Source organism: Dyadobacter pollutisoli (assembly GCF_026625565.1).
GTDB classification, from domain to species: Bacteria; Bacteroidota; Bacteroidia; order Cytophagales; family Spirosomataceae; genus Dyadobacter; species Dyadobacter pollutisoli.
Window position 1 is genome coordinate 3,646,387 of record NZ_CP112998.1, and the last position, 17,381, is coordinate 3,663,767.

The window sequence follows — 17,381 nt, forward strand, 5'->3', positions numbered from 1 at the left end:
CCTCTATATATTGTTATTGATAAGAAAGCTGCTCTCAATGGGCAGCTTCTTATTTTATATCCCTTTATATTTGGCAAAGTTTATGGTCATCACCAGACTCTCAGTTAATGTTTTTACATCATTCTCCGTTTTGGCTCAAAGCATTTTTCCCAGGTTTTACCTGGCACGTGACTACTAAGGAAAAAACAATTTTCCTGACATTTGACGATGGCCCTATTCCTGATATAACCGAATCGGTACTGGATACGCTGGGCCAGTTCAATGCAAAAGCTACCTTTTTTTGTATTGGTGACAATGTCCGCAAACATCCCGATATTTTCCAGAAGCTATTGGACAATGGCCATTCTGTTGGTAATCACACATTTAACCACATGAATGGATGGAAAACTGAGGATGACGTCTACTTTGGTAACATTGCGAAATGCGACGAGCAGCTGAATCTTGACACTGTTTTATTCCGGCCACCATACGGGCGGATCAAAAAAAGCCAGTCGAAAGTGGTACTGCGAGAAAGGAAGATCATTATGTGGGACGTACTGAGCGGCGATTTTTCTCAAAATCTGACACGCGAGGTTTGTCTGAAAAAATCCATTCATCATGCGCGCCCGGGTTCGATCGTGTTGTTTCACGACAGTATCAAGGCTTCTAAAAATATGCTGTTTGCGCTTCCCCGATTTCTCGAACATTTCGCTGGACAAGGCTACCGGTTCGAATCGCTGTCCATGCAATAATCATTTACTAATTCAATGCCGGAAAAAGACAACATCATTCAAATCAGCATTCTTCTTGCCGCACGCAACGAAGAACATAATATTGAAAGGTGCCTCAGGTCATTGGATGCATTGAATTTCCCCAAAGAAAGCATTGAAATTATAATCGGCGACGACGACTCCGACGATCATACAGCGGACATTATATTAGATTATATTCAGCGAAAACAACAGTTTAAGTACGTCAAAATCACAGAACAACTTGCCGGATTAAAAGGAAAAGCCAATGTGCTCGCACAGCTGGCACATCATGCGACCGGCAAATACTTTTTTTTTGTTGACGCCGATATAGCAGTTCCCACCACCTGGCTGACCCATATGTTGTTACATTTTGGCCAAAATACAGGCGTAGTCGTGGGGCTTACCAGAATGAAAAAGAGCCACTTACTTGCTGATTTTCTATCTATGGAGTGGCTTTATGCATTGAGTGTGACCCGGCTAGCATCATTCTTTCAAGTGCCGATTACCGGCATGGGGAATAACATGGCCGTGACCCGGGAAGCATATTTTGCTATTGGCGGCTACGAAAAAATTGGCTTTTCAATCGTGGAAGACTACACCTTGTTCATGTCCATCGTGCGGAAAGGGTACCGCTTCGCGCAAGCCTATAATCCGCAAATATTGAACATTTCGGAACCTGTCAACACATTTGCGGAGTTATTAAAACAGCGAAAAAGGTGGATGCAAGGAGTTATGCAGTCTTTTTGGGTTACCAAATGGAGCCTCATCATTTCTTCACAGCTAGTACCCTTCTTGTTGATACTAGCATACTGGTACCCGGCCATTTCGCTTCTGATGATTGGTTTACATTACGCGCTGACAACAGTTACCGCATTGATTGCAATTACTATTTTAAAACAAAAAGACCTCTGGAAAGCCGCGATATTGTTCTGGTTTTATGTGACCGGCATGGGAGGTATCATGCTGATCAACTACATTCTGCCAGGACAAATGGAATGGAAAGGGAGAAAATATTAAAACAATGATTGAAACTCACGCACATATATATAGCGACGACTACGCGGACGACCGTACCCAAATGCTCGACCGTGCCTGGGAGGCCGGAATAGAGCAAATATGGATGCCAAACTGTGATCACACCACCATTGAAGGTATGATGGCGCTGGCAGCGGAATATCCTGGTAAATGCCTACCGATGATCGGACTTCATCCAACTTATGTCAAGGCAGATTTTGAGAAGGAGTTAATGATCGTGGAAGAGTGGCTGGACAAGTACAAATTTATCGCAGTCGGAGAGATCGGGATGGACCTTTTCTGGGACGTAACTTTTCGGGAGCAACAGGAAAAGGCATTTTTATATCAATGTAAACTAGCCAGAAAACACGGTCTGTGGATCGACATTCACAGCAGGAGCGCTTTTTGGGAGACGGTAAAATTAATCGAAGAATTTGCAGATCCGGCTCTGAAAGGTATTTTTCATTGCTTTACAGGGACATTAGAAGAAGCGCAAAAGGCGATTGAACTGGGCTTCAAACTGGGCATCGGCGGCGTGGCCACATTCAAAAACGGAGGTCTGGACAAAGTCATTCCTTACATTGACATTGAAGACATTGTACTGGAAACCGACGCGCCATACCTGGCTCCCGTCCCCTACCGCGGCAAAAGAAACGAAGTCGCTTACATTGATATCGTTGCGCAGCGTGTGGCCGATCTGCTGCATTTAACCAAAGCCGAAGTAATCGCCGCCACGAGCCAAAATGCCAAAAACATGCTTAATATTTCATTGATATGACCTATAATAAGATTCATATTAACCCGATTTCGCCAGAGCCTACCACCGGTTCCGTGCTGGTTATTTACACCGGAGGCACATTGGGAATGGTATATGAAAGAAAAGGAAATCAGCTGGTACCTTTCGATTTTCAGCAGATCATCGAAAAAGTGCCGGAAATAGGCCGGCTTGACTTCGACATTACATTTCTTTCGCTGTCCGAGCCAATCGATTCTTCCAATATGAACCCGGAAATCTGGCTCGAACTGGCAGGTATCATTGAGACACATTATGATCAATACGACAGTTTCGTGATTCTGCACGGCACCGATACAATGGCCTATACGGCATCCGCACTGAGTTATTTACTGGAAAACCTCAATAAGCCAGTAATTCTCACGGGCGCGCAGCTACCAATAGGCGTGGCGCGTTCGGATGCGCGTGAGAATGTAATTACCGCGCTCGAACTTGCAGCAGCGAAAAATGAGGCGGGTCATCCGATCATTACCGAGGTCTGTATTTATTTCAATTCCTTTCTGTTACGCGGCAACCGCTCGAAAAAGAAAGAGAGTTCCGATTTCAATGCATTCCATTCAGAAAACTACCCGCCGCTTGCAACCGCCGGCGTAAGAATCGAGTATAATCTGCCATACATTAAGCCATTTCAGGAGGCTCAAAATTTGAAAGTTCATAAGGCTTTTGACAATCAGGTGGCCTTTATCAAAATGTTCCCGGGCATCAGTCAGCAGGTAGTGGAGTCGATCCTTAATATTAGTGGCTTAAAGGGTGTGGTACTCGAAACTTATGGCGCAGGCAATGCTACCACCGAAACATGGTTCCTGAACGCCATCAGCAGCGCCATTGAAAAGGATATTATCATTTACAATGTCTCCCAATGCGACGGAGGGCGCGTGTCGCAAGGCCAGTACCAGACCAGCAAGTTCCTGAAACAAGTGGGTGTGGTTAGTGGCTCAGACATTACGGCCGAAGCAGCGATTACCAAAATGATGTACATATTTGGCAAAGAGAGCGATCCTCAAAAATGCATTGAAATGCTTGCACGCCCAATTCGCGGGGAAATGAGTGTATAAATGCATTTGACGATCAAATTTTCGGCCTACTACTTCAATTTGATTTGTATTTAAGGTTAAAAAAACTATCTTTGCACCCCATAACCACAAAATAGAGAGGTGCCCGAGTGGTTGAAGGGGCTACCCTGGAAAGGTAGTATATGGGTAACTGTATCGTGAGTTCGAATCTCATCCTCTCTGCGAGTAACAATAACAAAAAGCATCAAAAGCCTGTAAATCAAACATTTACAGGCTTTTTTGTTTTTCAAATCTTACCAAACCTTGCAAATATTCGCAATATTAAGGTGAGCATTGGGTGAACTATCAGCTACGAGGATGCTGAGAAACCTTTAAAATAAAAAATGGCCCTCCGACCACGTCGAAGAGCCATTTTTTGCGGATTTTTATCAATCCTTCGTAGCCATAGCATCCATCAGAACGTATCGCCCTTTGTGCTTTTCAGTCTCGAGGTGGCTATTAACATCCAGGTACATGTAGTTCGCATCACCGTCGCCTTTCACAGGTAGCCATTCGGGTAAACCTTTGCCATTAGGGTTTGCTGTTTTCACAAAATTGGCAAAATACGCCTGCATTGTCGCTGACACTTTATAGTCTTCAGGTGTCCAGGCATACACTTTATTCAGCGAGAGGTTACCCATCGCGTACTCAATTTCAGCCGAATGCACTGCTCCTTTGGGCAATGGGGCTTTCGCAACAGGCTCTGTAGTTTTGGAAACCCCACCGGCAAGGTTCGCAGACACATTTCCCATTTCAGCATTCATTGCGGGGCGTGGACGACCGTACAAGTAGCGGCAAACGGGCTTTCCACCACCGGTTTTACTTTGAATGTCAATCCATTTCCAAGTGCCGAAACCAATGAAGCGGTCGCCCGCCAGGTCAGTTGCGACTTGCTCAACCTCTGCATCAGAGGCAGCTGAATATTCTTTTAGTACTTTATCCGCCTCTGCTCCGTACAGCTTCTGAACTGCCTTTGTATAATTATCAAGCGTCGGCGTTTCCTTGCCCAAAATCATCCGGTAATTCATTTCCTCAGAATTCCATCCAGCCAACAACGGTACCTGTGATTGCTTCCCTGCCTTGAATATTTTCAAAGGCGCCTCAGGAAAGAAATAGCCATCAATCGCCGAAAGAAACCTGGAAACACCGGCGCTAGCCGTCGCTTTTAGTAACTCCTCAGCAGATAGCGCACGCATTTCCGCCAATGTTTTTTTGCCTACCTGCTCATTGAATTTGGCACCGGCCTGCTCAGCTTGCGCCAGGGGGACAGGAGGAAGTGTGCCCAAAACGGACCCGCTTTCACCAATAGCAGCAGAGAACAAATCCTTCGAAAGCGGCGAAGCCATCAATGCACTCACTGAGAGCGATCCTGCGGACTCTCCTGCAATGGTAACCCTCTCAGGATCACCTCCGAAGGCTGCAATATTTTGCTTTACCCAGGCAAGTGCCGCCGCCTGATCCAGATATCCATAGTTACCCGAAGCGTGGTGCGGAGATTCTTTCGTAAGGTCCTCTGAGGCATAAAAACCGAACACGCCAAGACGATAGTTCACCGTCAGGCTCACGATACCTTTTGTAGCCATACTTTCGCCATCATAGCGTCCCTCAGAACCGTCTCCGGCCACAAAACCCCCTCCATAAAAATAGACAAGTACCGGGAGTTTCTCGCTGGCGGACTTTGCGGGCGTCCACACATTCAGGTACAGACAATCTTCACTCATGCCGTCGGAACGAAAACCCATGTCCCCAAAAACAGGATTTTGCATCGCGCGAGGCCCAAACTTATCGGCTTTCCGAACACCATTCCAGCTTTTGACCGGTTGTGGCTCGCGCCATCGAAACGCGCCAACCGGAGGAGCGGCAAAGGGAATTCCCTTATAAGTCCTGACCCCTGACGTTTCGACAACACCTTCGACAATTCCGTTCGCGGTTTTTGCCTGGGGAGCCAAATTTGCTTTTTCAGACTGCGCCGTAGCAACATACATCATCTGCAGCGCCAGCAGCATGGTAATAAAGATTGTTTTCATTTTCAATTAATATATAAGTACATAATAGCAGGAAAGACAATCTGATGGATAAATTCTATATTGTCTCATTGTGGGACAATAATAAAAAATTATTTTGACAATCTTTCTTTTTTCTAACTTGGGCATTAAATTTTAATATAATGAGTGAAAAAGTAGCTCCCTTAGTGCAAAATCCAGAAGGAACTGGCTACCTGCCCGGACTTGCCATGGACTTTGTGATTTTTGGTTTTGATCAGTACCAGCTAAAAATCCTTCTGCTCGAATACCGCAATACCAGCCTGTTTGCCTTACCCGGCGGTTTTGTGAGAGAGAATGAAAATTTAAATGATGCGGCCCGGCGCGTGCTCAGTGAGCGTACAGGACTTTCGGATATCTACCTCGACCAATTTTACACATTTGGCGATTTGGCCCGCTATGATCAGGCGCCGCTACGCACCATCATGCAGGCCAAAGGATTGAACCCTACCGACGATCATTGGCTGCTGCGCCGTTTTGTATCTGTGGGCTACTATGCACTGATTGATTTTGGGAAGGCCGCCCCGACGCCGGATCCACTTTCGGATAATTGTATCTGGTATACGCTGGAAAATCTACCAGAGCTTATGCTGGATCATCAAACAATTGTTCAGAAGGCATTGGAGACGTTAAGGGCGGATCTTGACAGGAAGCTAGGCGGCTACGATAGCTGGGCGGCCCCATTGTTACCAAAAGCTTTCACGATGGGAGAACTTCAAAAATTATATGAGACAATTCTTGGACAGCAGCTGCGCCGGTCGGGTTTTCAGCGTAAGATGCTTAGTCTTGATATTTTGGAAAGACTTGAAAAACAGTATAGAGGCGGCGCCCATAAAGCACCGTATCTATATCAGTTTATCATGGAAAAATAAATGGGTTGACAGCATTTCTCGACCTGATATGCTATTTGATCAACTTTTCAGTTAAACTTTCATTTTGTATGGCTAGCTAATTCATGAAAAGTCCGGAGACCTATTTATTTTCCTTTGCTTTCTGAATTGCAAAATGGACCCTACAACAAACAGAAGGAGGAGTAAAAGAAGCGTCTTGGCAATCAATGGATCTTTTGGTCCATTTGCCAAAGGATGCCCTACCGGAACACGTGTAAATGTCTCGTTTACAGTTGGAATCAGAGACAGGAAGAAACTGAACGAAAGAAAAAAGTTTTCGACAAAACGCGGCCGGTTATTTCCTGGTTTTTTCCAATAAAGAAAGTAAGCCGCTGATATCAAAACTACAATGAACAACGCGAGAATGTGGCCAGGATTGACACCTTTGATACTCGATAGTCCCAAAGCAGTGAGCGAGGCAACCAAGGTGCAGTAGAAATAAATTTTCCCGGCTAATTTTCCTAAATCAATTTTAGCGTTCTTAATTAATGATACAAATGCTGCAATAATAGCAACAACACCAATAACGGTATGAAAAATACCTAAATACGACAACCTCATAGTTTATTTGTTTGATTAATAATGCAAAGTTGCGTAGCAAGCAGCAAGATATCTTTGCAGGTTGGTTCAATGATTTGGCAATTTAGGTCAACGCCAATATATGTTCTTTTGAGACGAAGAAATTCGAAAGTGGTTTACTATCAGCTTTCCTTTTGTTTCAAACGATAGTTCGACGGTGATACGCCGTAGCTATCGTGAAAGCTCTTGGTGAAGTTGGCAAGGTCGTTGAACCCGCAATCGAAAGCGATGTCAGTTATGCGATCATCGGAAACGGATAGCAGCTGCGCTGCCCTTTCCAGGCGTTTAGATTTGATATAACTGGCAGGAGAATCGTTATATAGCTTTTTAAACTCCCTTTTAAATGAAGAGGCGCTTAAATTGTTCTTCTGTGCCAGATCTTCTACGCTGACCGGTAAAAATAGGTTGGCCTCTATAATCTGCCTGAAGGTAAAGGTCGCCGGTGAGAACAGTTGAGATAGAATGGTTTGAATAACCTCTGCCTGTTGTGTCTGCGAAAGTAAGAGAACTATTTCTTTCAGTTTTAAAATCAAAATTTCGTCACTGACCAGTAATGGATTTTCAAAATAGAACAGTAACCCTTCAATATACTTTTGAATCAAAAAGTCATTATTGATGATTCCTCTGGACTGATTAGTTGTTTGACTATTCTTTTTAAAGATTAATGGGAGTTCCTTATTATAAACTCTTTTCAGTGTATTCCTATGAAAGGTAATAATCACGATTTCGTCGTCGCCGCCAGATTTTGCACCTCTTACCTGTTTGCCTGAATACAGGCAGTTCAACAGCAGGGATTGCTGGGCAGGAATATTCAAATGATCAACTGCTGAATGATATTCTGCTTCCCCTTTCAACATATATAAAAAACACGCCTGCTCCGCGACAGGAAAAGCGAATTCAAAAGGTGCCTTTATGCTCATCTTTTGAATAAATGTCTCGCCAAACAAATCAAATTTTCTGTATTCAGTAATCATCGGGTCAGCATTGAACGTAACGAAACCGACAAAGCTTGTTCAACATAAAATCAATTTCAACATTAAACAAGACATTGTCAGCATTATCTGAAAAGCCCAGATCCGCCTTCTGAATTTTATGACACAAGTAGTGCTTGTGATGAAACTGGTATATTCAATACTTTCGAAATTAGACAGCTCTTTTCAGCTTCTTTCGTAATTGCCTCAAATGCCTCGGCGTTAGATCCGGGTATATTTCCCGTGATTAACAGATGTATCCCGCTAATGCCCGTGCTGTCCATCGTTACAGTTGCTTCAGTATCCAGCTCAATCGGTGTGACGCCCTTTTCCGTCAAGGCATAGCTAACCGCCATTGTAAAACACCCGGCATGTGCTGCTGCCAGCAGCTCTTCCGGATTAGTTCCACTTTCGTCTCCTACAAATCGCGTTCTAAAACTATAATTTGTTTTGTTTAAAACCCCACTTTGGGTGCTGAGGTCTCCCTTTCCTTCTTTTATGTTTCCCGCCCAATGCGCTTTTGCTTTACGTTGCATTTAGTATTTGTTCAATTTTACCGTCGATATTGACAATACAAAATTGCAATACTCTCAAAGGAGATTCATTGTGTATCGGGCCAATTATTTGGCAATTCGGGTCATTCTGGCTTAACCGGATAATCATTTTTTACCATTATCAATATGGTAGACAGGCATATAAGCACCACATTAGGTCTGTTGTAGTGAAATGCCGGGCAGGCTTTCCGTCCGGCAATTTTGTCGACTTTCCTCTCAGCTTATTTTAATTTTTTTCTGTACGATTTACTCTAAGCTTGCATTCCTGCTGAGCTCTCAGGGCGATCTGAAGTTGGCCAGCATTATGCAGCTCGACGACATTCTGAATGTACTTTACTAATCCTATCAAATAAGTGTGTTCAAAATATGTGCAAGAGGGTAGCTCACATCTTCTCCACCTGATCATCAGCCTGATTTCAAAGACGTAATCAACGCCGCTTTCGGCGTAGCTTTCCCTATCCTTTTGTCCCTGTGTGAAATAAGTTCGCAGATCTGGATTGCGGCTTGTTCGAAATCATCATGCCCCTCACGGAGCTGTAGCCATGCCGAATCAAAGGTTTCACCTTCATCAAAAACAAATTCAGTAATGGCAGGTATGTCAGCTCTGAGGCTGGCATGATCCTCCCGCCGTGTAGCTATCCATAAACCATTGTGCTGAGGATTTTTATTGACACGCCTGAATATCAAGACGATCTTACCTTCGAAATAGATGTAAAACATACCAATGGCTGGTTTGATGACCACGGTACGAGGAAGGTAGTCCAGCAGAAAGTCGTATGGAATGGGCTTTTTCATCTCGATATTGCAGGTCACGACCTTTCTACTTGTTCACCGCGTAATGCAAGGTAACTACGCCCGATTTGAGTGTTTTTGTGTCCAGTAATTTCAGAGAACTCTTTGTGATGTTGCTGTCAAACAGACTAATACCATTTCCCATTATCACGGGATGAAGGGTTAACTTACACTCGTCTATCAGCCCCAGTTTCATAAAGCTTTTGGCGAGGCCCGGGCTGCCGAATATAACAAGGTCTTTGCCGGGCTCTTCTTTGAGCTTGGTTACTGCCTCGACCACATTGTCCTTGATCAGCGTCGTGTTATTCCAGTCTGCGGTGTCCAGTGTCGTCGAGAATACTACTTTGGGAATATCTTGCACCCATTGCGCATGTGCCAGCGAATGTGTGTCGGCAGCAGGCTGGTTCAATACGGTTGGCCAGTAACCTTCCATCAAATGATAAGTGGTCCTGCCATATAAAGGAGCGCCCACGGTTTTGACCACCTCGTCGGCGTATTGTTGCAATTCCTGATCATACGTCAGAAAATTGAGACCGCCATTGATGTCTCCTGCAAAACCATCGAGGGACATGTGCGCGAATAAAACCACCTTTCTCATTGCAATTGCATTTTATTTATTTTGAAATATAACTATTTACCAATTAACTGCCATCATAGCAGATGTCTGCATTTATCTATCAGTAATACATGAAGTTTGCCTCCTTTAGGTATACGTCACAGTTTTTGATTCGTCAAGATAATTCCTATTCACGGCAACTTTAAATATAAATGGCAAAAAAACAAGCCGGAATTGCAGCCAAGGCCGCAGATTTGTCGGCATTCACTCAAACCCCTCTCCTCACCCGCCGTGAAATGCTCGGCATAACCGGTATGGCCGGATTAGCAGCTTTTACCGGCGTTTCGGCTAACGGGCAAACACTGCAAAAACGGCCCCGTATCGCTTGCCTGATCACATACTGGGGGGCAACCAGATCACACGCGGACTGGATCCTAACCAAGTTATTGGACGGATATTGGTGGCAAGGCGCTCATACACCTTCGCGAGTCGACGTGGTATCTGTTTATATCCACCAGTTTGAAACAAGCTTACTGGGTCAGAAAATATGCAAAGCGAAAAATATTCCGATTTTCAAGACGGCCGGTGAAGCCGTTACGCTTGGGGGAAAGGAACTGGACGTGGATGGCGTGGTGATTGTCGGCGAGCACGGCGACTACCCTACCAATCTCAAAGGACAATGGATGTTGCCACGCTGGTGGATGTACGAAAAAGTGATCAGGGTTTTTGAGCAAAGCAAGCGCTCAGTACCGGTTTTTAATGACAAACACCTTTCGTACAGCTGGGACGAAGCCAAATGGATGTTTGACAAGTCCCGTGAACTAAATTTTCCTTTGACCGGCGGTTCTTCCATACCGGTTCACTACCGCAGGCCCGAGGTTGAAATTGATATCGATACACCCATCAAAGCATCTGTCATGTTGGGCGGCGCCCCGGATGAGGGCGCACTCTTTCATTGCGTTGATGTGTTACAGGCGTTTGTAGAACGGCGGAAAGGTGGCGAGACCGGCGTAAAATCGGTACAATGCATTCGCGGACCTGAAACGTGGAAATGGACCGAAAAGACGCCCTGGGCAGCAAAGCTCCTGGAATCCGTTCGTGCGAATTTCAACCTAAAACCCGGACATTTTCAGGAGATCGAAAGGCCCAACGTCTGTATCGTCGAGTACAACGACGGTACCAAAGCAGCCATATACAACGCCAGGGACGTCGGCTGGACCTACGCCACCGAGATCGAAGGACGAAAAGAGGCTACGATCATTTCAATGCTCGACTGGCCTGGGCCGTTTTCCCAATACCACGCCTCCAACTCCCAGCCGCATTGGATCGTCGAGACGATGGTCACCAAAAAGGAGCCATTCAATGCAGAGCGGCTACTTTTGTCGACCGGCATTACGGCATTCAATATGGAATCCAACTGGCAAAACGGGGTCTATTCTCCTATCGGACGCCGTATTGAAACGCCGTTCATGAACATGACCTACCGCTCAACGCGAGAGGAGCAATTCAATAAAGGGGAGCGACCGCCGAACGTGCCATACATTCGGGGTTTTAATGAATAAGATCCTAACGAGATGTTGATTCGGTTATACCACAAATAAGTTTATATTTGTGTACCAAAAAAAGTACACAATGGCAATCGTAGAAACAACAAGCCGGCAATTCAGGGAGAGGCAAAAGGACTTCTTTGAAATGGCTGATCGAGGGGAAAAAGTCGTAATCAGAAGAGGACGTAAGCAAACATATGTACTTACTCCTGTTTCTGAAGACGATCTATACTTTACTCCGGAGATGATCCAGCGCATAAAAGATGCGCAACAGGAGATCAGGGAGGGGAAGTCTACCGTCATCAAGAATAAAGAGGAACTTGATGCATTTTTTGACAACCTGTGATATATACCCTCATTTTTTCAGATAAAGCAAAAGAAGATTTACAGTTTCTTAAAAGGTCTGAACCACAAGCGTATAAGAAAGCAAGGTTATTAATCGAAGAGCTTGCAGAACATCCTAAAACAGGGCGAGGAAAACCGCAGCTTAAAAAGCATAATCTCGCAGGATTATATGCAAGAAAGATAACCGACAAACACAGACTTCTATATTCGGTGAATGATCATACCATTACAGTAGACATTATTTCCTCAAAAGGTCACTACGACGATAAATAGTGCATAATGAAACGCCGAGACGTTATTAAGAGCCTGACACTTTTGCCGGTCGCCGGCAATATTCTTTCCAAAAAATCACTTTCATCTGCTCCTATTGCTGGAAAAGGCCTTTCGTTGAATCCTGGCAGAAAACCAGTGCCTGACCTGCATCGCGACGCATTTGTAATGGACGGGCATACGCATGTCATGAGCCGCGAGCTGATAATGAAAACAGATATCGGCCAGCGTTATACAGATGGAACCGTCGATCTCCCCAGGGCTAAGGAAGGTGGACTCGACGCGATGTTCTTTTCGGTTTATACGCCTGAAAATTATTATCCGGGCAGGTTCGAGATCAAAAATACTTTCCGTGTGGTAAACCTTGCGCTCGACCAAATTAAGAAAAACGAGTCAATGATCGAGCTGGCGCTTACGGCTGCTGACATTGAACGTATTAATAAAAAAGGCAAAATGGCTGCTTTCCTTGATCTGGAAGGCGGTTATGATTTATATGGCGACCTGGACCTGCTACGTGCATTGTACAGACTTGGCCTGCGCTCCATGCAACTCACCGCTCACAGTACCACAAATGCGTTTATTGACGCCTGCAACGACGTGTACACCTGGGGCGGCATTAATGATCATGGAAAAGCGGTGATCAAGGAGATGAACGATCTCGGTATGGTCATCAATGTGGCCCACGCATCTAATGACGCCATTATTCAATCGGTAGCTGCCAGCCGTCATCCGGTGATATATAGTCATGGCGGCTTTCACAAGATTGTGGATCATCCTCGCTGTATTACCGACGAAGCTGCCAAAGCGATAGCTTCAAAGGGAGGTGTGATCGGCGTACATTTCGGAAGCCTTTTCAACAACCCCAAATACTGGGCGTGGCAGAAAGCGAACAATCCAACCAGGGTACAGCCCAATCCTCAGCCAAAAACACCAAGGATTCTTACCTCCCAGAATACCACGCAAACCATTGAAGACGTAGATAAGGAATTCGCCCGTGAGCTTCCCTTTACGTTCAAAGGGACCATTCCTGACGAGTATTGGATGCATGTGGATCAGCTGGCGAAGGTGATCGATTATGGTGTAAAGTTAGTCGGTGAGGACCATATCGCATTGGGTTCTGATTTAGACGGTGGACCTGAACTGCCTCGGGAAATTAAAGACATTAGTGATTTTCCGCAGATCACCATGGCCATGCAAAAGCTGGGTTATAGCGATCACCGGATCAAAAAAATCCTCGGCTTAAACTGGCTCCGTGTAATCCGGCAGGTAACTGAGGGGAAGTGAGGGAATGCTGGCGCTGGCTAAGACTTAACATTCTCTTGATCTTTGACAAGGCAACTTAACGTTTTGGTAAAATCACTCCACGTAGTTTTACCAAAACTAAATCTTGTCAAACAATGAAAATCCTTTTACATTCTTCCCTTAGCATTATCGCTTCGGCATTGATCTTGGGTAGTTGTACAGACCACGATCTTCCGGCAGAAACTTATCCCGAAAAAGCAGAGGCGTCCAACCCTTCGCTGCTCACGGAGGTAAATGGCGTGAAGGTCTACAATGGCGGCTTTGGATCGTCAATCGTCCAGGATCCCAATGATCACGCTGCATTTTATTTGCTCACGGACAGAGGCCCTAACATTGATGGTAGTGTTGCAAACTCCAAAGTATTCGCGTCACCTGGCTTTGTTCCTCAGATCGGCAAATTCAGACTGATTGGCGATCAATTGGTCTTGGAGAAAACCATCTTGCTAAAAAATGAAAACGGAAACAACCTTACCGGACTTCCAAACCCTGCTGGCTTCGGATCTAGCGGCGAAACGGCACTGGATGTGATGGGTAATACATTGCCAAACAGCGTGGACGGGATAGATTCGGAAGGACTGGCCATGGCAGCTGATGGTACTTTCTGGGTGAGTGATGAGTATGGTCCGCATTTGGTCCATTTTGACGCGACGGGAAAAACCATTGAAAGGATCAACCCATTCGGAAATGGTAAAGGCGGACGGAAAATACCTCTGGTTTTCGCCAAAAGAAGACCAAATCGTGGTATGGAGGGTCTTACGATCACGCCAGACGGGAAAACATTGGTTGGGATTATGCAATTCCCCCTTTACAATCCATCCTCGCCCGCGATAACCGGCTCATTGGTAACGCGTATACTAGCTTACGACATAGCAACTGGCGAAAGCAAACAGTATGTGTACCTGATCGACAAAGCCAACTTACAGGCAAACAGTGAAATCGCTGCCATTAGCAACACCACTTTCCTGGTACTCGAACGTGACGGGGAGTATGCTACCAATGCCAATAAATCCACGGTGATCAAAAAAGTGTACAAAATAGACTTGTCAGCCGCGACTGATATCAGCGATCCGGCCAACACTGAAAATGGAAAGCTTTTTGGTGGATTGACCGTAGAGCAGTTGAAAGATGCTTCAACACTATCAGCAAATGGAATTACTCCTGTTACCAAAACGCTGGTCGCTGACCTGATGACGGATATACCATCTTTGTATCCACACGACAAAGCAGAAGGGATTGCCATCATCAATTCGACCACGATTGCTATCGCCAATGATGATGATTTCGGAGTAGTAGGGGTAGGTACATATATGTCTAAAATCCTTCCTTCAACCGGTGCTGTGGATCGGAACACGATCTACTTTGTTAAGTTGAAACAACCTCTTTGGTAGAAATTTAAGCTACTGCAATCCTGAATAACTTAAAAAGAACCCAACTTGATGATGGGTTCTTTTTTGTTGCCGATCTTCAAGCAAAAGCTTTACGTCGCTAAGATACCGGCTTGGTTAGTCCCTGGTTTCTTTGATGAGGTATTATTTTATTGTTAACCTCAATGAGCAACCTTTTCACCTATCGGCCTCACCCACCCCAAGTACTGGACACTCAAAAGAATGGATCCTGATAAATCCAGGGCAATGCAAATACAATACAGCGGCTTGTCCGAAAAGCAGGTTCGAAACGTTTTGAAAGAATTAAGAAAAGAATTATCAAATTGACTTTACTCATCGAGAGAATCTATTAGCCTATTTTAAACAAAATAAAGCCCTGCAAGTCTATGATTTGCAGGGCTTTATTTTGTTTGTGAAAAATCGCTCAATCCATGGAAAATCTGATTTTTACAAATTGTTGGCTACGGCCGGACAGATTACCTTTTCCAATTTGAACGATTTTACCTTCCAGGCTTTCCTTTAAATAACGATCAAGCAAAGGAATTTGGCTGTGAGAAATAACCTCACTTATCTGATTGTTTTCATTGACCGAAAAACTGATAACCACAATCCCTTTTTTCAGGTTAGCAATTTCCAGGTTTTCCGCTTGAATGTACCGGCGGATTTGCTCCGATACATTACTCTTAGGTGTGTTCTCTCCTTTCGTCTCCGAAGAGGCTGCTCCAAATACACTTGCATTTGGTGACAATGTTAATAATACTGAAACCGTAAGGAAGGCAAATGCAATTTTAGAGACTTTTTGGTACTGTGCGATAAAAAATAGATTCGTTTTCATGGCTAATATTTTTAGTTCTCCTGGTTCGTCCCGAAGACAATGCAAACGTAATAGCTTGCTGTCCGTCAGCAAATATTTGCCTGGTATACAAAAGGTAAGGACCGAAATAAATCCGGTAAGCAAAAGGTGTACAGGTTGAGTTAACGGTAAATTTTCACAGAAAAACAGGAGCGCAGACCTTACCTGGTCATTTTATCGCCCATTTTAATACTTCCTTCACGCAACAGCTCACAACTTAACATTCCGATAAAATACCGGGGAGTAGTTTTGTCAAAACCGAAAAGTATTCAATTTAGAGATCGATCTGTCAGATGAAAAGAAGGGACTTTTTTACAAATAGCGCCGCCGGCCTCGCCATCGGCCCATTGTCATTGTTTGGAAAACAAAATGGCCACAATACCTTATCCAAAGTAAAGCAAGGAGCGAAAAACATCATATTTATGGTCAGTGACGGGATGAGTACCGGAACCCTGAACATGGCCGACCTCCTTTTGAAACGTAAACACGGGCGCGAGAGCAGCTGGATGAAGTTATACACCGAGCAAACTGGTCATCGGGCGTTTATGGAAACTTCTTCATCGAATGCCCTGGTCACAGATTCAGCAGCGGGAAGCTCCGCCTGGGGAGGTGGCAAAAAAGTCCCGAACGGCAATTTGAATGTCAATGCCGACGGAAGTTTCAATAAACCTATTTTACAGAAATTTAAAGAGGCTGGTAAATCTGTGGGCTGCGTGACCTCGGTTACCATTACCCATGCCACTCCGGCCGGATTTTGCATTAACAATAAATCCAGGGGCGACGAGTCCGAAATAGCTGCTCAATACCTGGACCTGAAATTTGATGTCATGATGGGTGGTGGCGCGGAGTTCTTCCTGACTGAAAAGCGGAAAGACAAAACCGATCTTTTCGGCGCATACGAAAAAGCGGGATACAATGTGGCCCGCGATCGCAATGCAATGATCGCATTATCAGATGTAAGTAAGCCTATTCTGGGCATATTCTGCGAAGGCGCACTCCCATATTCATTGGATACATTCGAAAATAGTGAGCTACAAAAAGCCGTGCCTTCACTGGCAGAAATGACAAGTAAAACGCTTGAACTCGTATCTAAAAACAAAAAAGGATTTGCTATTCAGATCGAAGGCGGAAAGGTGGACTGGGCTGCCCATTCCAATGATGCCGGCGGACTTTTATATGATCAGATCGCATTCGATGAAGCCATCAAAGTTGCCCTGGATTTTGCTGCGAAAGACAAAGAAACACTTGTCATCATTACCACTGATCATGGTAATGCCAATCCCGGACTGTTTGGGGGCGATAAACAATTCGATTTGCTGCAAAAGTTTAAGCATACCAACAACTGGATCCTGGGCGATTTGAAAGAAATACCTTCACCGTCGCAGCTCATTGAGCGGATCGAGTTCGCGCAAGGCTACGCGATCAAAACCGCCGAAGCCGAAAGGCTCCTGGCCTTGTTTGGGTCAAAAAATGAGCATGGTCTTTACATTACCAATAAGCCGCTGTTCCGGGAACTGGCTTCTATACAAACTCGCTATACTGGCATTGGCTGGGCAGGAATGGACCATTCGGCCGACTATGTGGAGCTGGCCATGTTTGGCCCCGGAAGCGAACACCTCAAACCATTTGTCAAAAACACCGATTTGCACAATTGGATGCTGGACATGACGGGCACAGCAAAAGTCTGATCAGCTGTGCCCGCTAA

Annotated in this window: 18 protein-coding genes and 1 tRNA gene; 12 read left to right on the forward strand and 7 right to left on the reverse strand. The window is 44.9% G+C overall.

The window, feature by feature from the left end:
* Window positions 1-107: 107 nt before the first annotated feature.
* The 5 genes from ON006_RS14835 to ON006_RS14855 all read left to right on the forward strand — a co-directional run bounded on the left by ON006_RS14835 (window position 108) and on the right by ON006_RS14855 (window position 3,773).
* Entirely contained in the window at window positions 108-731 is a 624-nt protein-coding gene (locus tag ON006_RS14835) for a polysaccharide deacetylase family protein (RefSeq protein ID WP_244823147.1), read from the forward strand.
* Between the two features lie 15 nt (window positions 732-746).
* Window positions 747-1,748, forward strand: a complete 1,002-nt coding sequence (locus tag ON006_RS14840; protein WP_244823146.1) for a glycosyltransferase — start codon at window positions 747-749, stop codon at window positions 1,746-1,748.
* 4 nt (window positions 1,749-1,752) lie between these two features.
* The gene (locus ON006_RS14845) at window positions 1,753-2,523 is read left to right on the forward strand and encodes a TatD family hydrolase (RefSeq protein ID WP_244823145.1); all 771 of its coding nucleotides are present in this window, start codon (window positions 1,753-1,755) and stop codon (window positions 2,521-2,523) included.
* Window positions 2,520-3,593, forward strand: coding sequence for an asparaginase (locus tag ON006_RS14850; RefSeq protein ID WP_244823144.1), 1,074 nt, complete (start codon window positions 2,520-2,522; stop codon window positions 3,591-3,593). Before ON006_RS14845 ends, ON006_RS14850 begins: the two co-directional genes overlap by 4 nt.
* 93 nt (window positions 3,594-3,686) lie before the next feature.
* Window positions 3,687-3,773: transfer RNA gene (locus ON006_RS14855), tRNA-Ser, on the forward strand.
* 206 nt (window positions 3,774-3,979) lie between these two features.
* Here the strand turns inward: ON006_RS14855 and ON006_RS14860 are convergent.
* Window positions 3,980-5,617: a carboxylesterase/lipase family protein gene (locus tag ON006_RS14860; RefSeq protein ID WP_244823143.1), complete on the reverse strand. Its 1,638-nt coding sequence runs from the start codon at window positions 5,615-5,617 to the stop codon at window positions 3,980-3,982.
* 140 nt (window positions 5,618-5,757) lie between these two features.
* Between ON006_RS14860 and ON006_RS14865 the strand changes: the two genes are divergently transcribed.
* Window positions 5,758-6,504, forward strand: coding sequence for an NUDIX hydrolase (locus tag ON006_RS14865; protein ID WP_244823142.1), 747 nt, complete (start codon window positions 5,758-5,760; stop codon window positions 6,502-6,504).
* Between the two features lie 81 nt (window positions 6,505-6,585).
* On the opposite strand, the gene ON006_RS14870 is transcribed toward ON006_RS14865, so the two are convergent.
* The 5 genes from ON006_RS14870 to ON006_RS14890 form a co-directional block, all read right to left on the reverse strand.
* Window positions 6,586-7,083, reverse strand: coding sequence for a hypothetical protein (locus tag ON006_RS14870; RefSeq protein WP_244823141.1), 498 nt, complete (start codon window positions 7,081-7,083; stop codon window positions 6,586-6,588).
* A 140-nt stretch (window positions 7,084-7,223) separates the two neighbouring features.
* Complete coding sequence (locus tag ON006_RS14875; RefSeq protein WP_267609993.1) at window positions 7,224-8,075, reverse strand: helix-turn-helix domain-containing protein; 852 nt, start codon at window positions 8,073-8,075, stop codon at window positions 7,224-7,226.
* A 116-nt stretch (window positions 8,076-8,191) separates the two neighbouring features.
* Window positions 8,192-8,608, reverse strand: coding sequence for an OsmC family peroxiredoxin (locus tag ON006_RS14880; RefSeq protein ID WP_244823139.1), 417 nt, complete (start codon window positions 8,606-8,608; stop codon window positions 8,192-8,194).
* A gap of 423 nt (window positions 8,609-9,031) precedes the next feature.
* Window positions 9,032-9,421: a hypothetical protein gene (locus tag ON006_RS14885; protein WP_244823138.1), complete on the reverse strand. Its 390-nt coding sequence runs from the start codon at window positions 9,419-9,421 to the stop codon at window positions 9,032-9,034.
* 25 nt (window positions 9,422-9,446) lie between these two features.
* Window positions 9,447-10,016: a dihydrofolate reductase family protein gene (locus ON006_RS14890; protein ID WP_244823137.1), complete on the reverse strand. Its 570-nt coding sequence runs from the start codon at window positions 10,014-10,016 to the stop codon at window positions 9,447-9,449.
* Between the two features lie 170 nt (window positions 10,017-10,186).
* Between ON006_RS14890 and ON006_RS14895 the strand changes: the two genes are divergently transcribed.
* The 5 genes from ON006_RS14895 (at window position 10,187) to ON006_RS14915 (ending at window position 14,826) form a co-directional block, all read left to right on the forward strand.
* Window positions 10,187-11,536, forward strand: coding sequence for a hypothetical protein (locus ON006_RS14895; protein ID WP_244823136.1), 1,350 nt, complete (start codon window positions 10,187-10,189; stop codon window positions 11,534-11,536).
* 70 nt (window positions 11,537-11,606) lie between these two features.
* Window positions 11,607-11,867: a hypothetical protein gene (locus ON006_RS14900; protein WP_244823135.1), complete on the forward strand. Its 261-nt coding sequence runs from the start codon at window positions 11,607-11,609 to the stop codon at window positions 11,865-11,867.
* On the forward strand, window positions 11,864-12,139 hold the full coding sequence (locus tag ON006_RS14905; RefSeq protein WP_244823134.1) for a Txe/YoeB family addiction module toxin: 276 nt from the start codon (window positions 11,864-11,866) through the stop codon (window positions 12,137-12,139). The genes ON006_RS14900 and ON006_RS14905 overlap by 4 nt, the downstream gene beginning before the upstream one ends.
* 6 nt (window positions 12,140-12,145) lie before the next feature.
* The gene (locus tag ON006_RS14910) at window positions 12,146-13,420 is read left to right on the forward strand and encodes a dipeptidase (RefSeq protein ID WP_244823133.1); all 1,275 of its coding nucleotides are present in this window, start codon (window positions 12,146-12,148) and stop codon (window positions 13,418-13,420) included.
* A gap of 113 nt (window positions 13,421-13,533) precedes the next feature.
* Entirely contained in the window at window positions 13,534-14,826 is a 1,293-nt protein-coding gene (locus ON006_RS14915; RefSeq protein ID WP_244823132.1) for an esterase-like activity of phytase family protein, read from the forward strand.
* A 421-nt stretch (window positions 14,827-15,247) separates the two neighbouring features.
* On the opposite strand, the gene ON006_RS14920 is transcribed toward ON006_RS14915, so the two are convergent.
* Window positions 15,248-15,658, reverse strand: coding sequence for a hypothetical protein (locus ON006_RS14920; protein ID WP_244823131.1), 411 nt, complete (start codon window positions 15,656-15,658; stop codon window positions 15,248-15,250).
* 311 nt (window positions 15,659-15,969) lie between these two features.
* Between ON006_RS14920 and ON006_RS14925 the strand changes: the two genes are divergently transcribed.
* Window positions 15,970-17,364, forward strand: a complete 1,395-nt coding sequence (locus ON006_RS14925; RefSeq protein ID WP_244823130.1) for an alkaline phosphatase — start codon at window positions 15,970-15,972, stop codon at window positions 17,362-17,364.
* The last annotated feature ends 17 nt before the right edge of the window (window positions 17,365-17,381 follow it).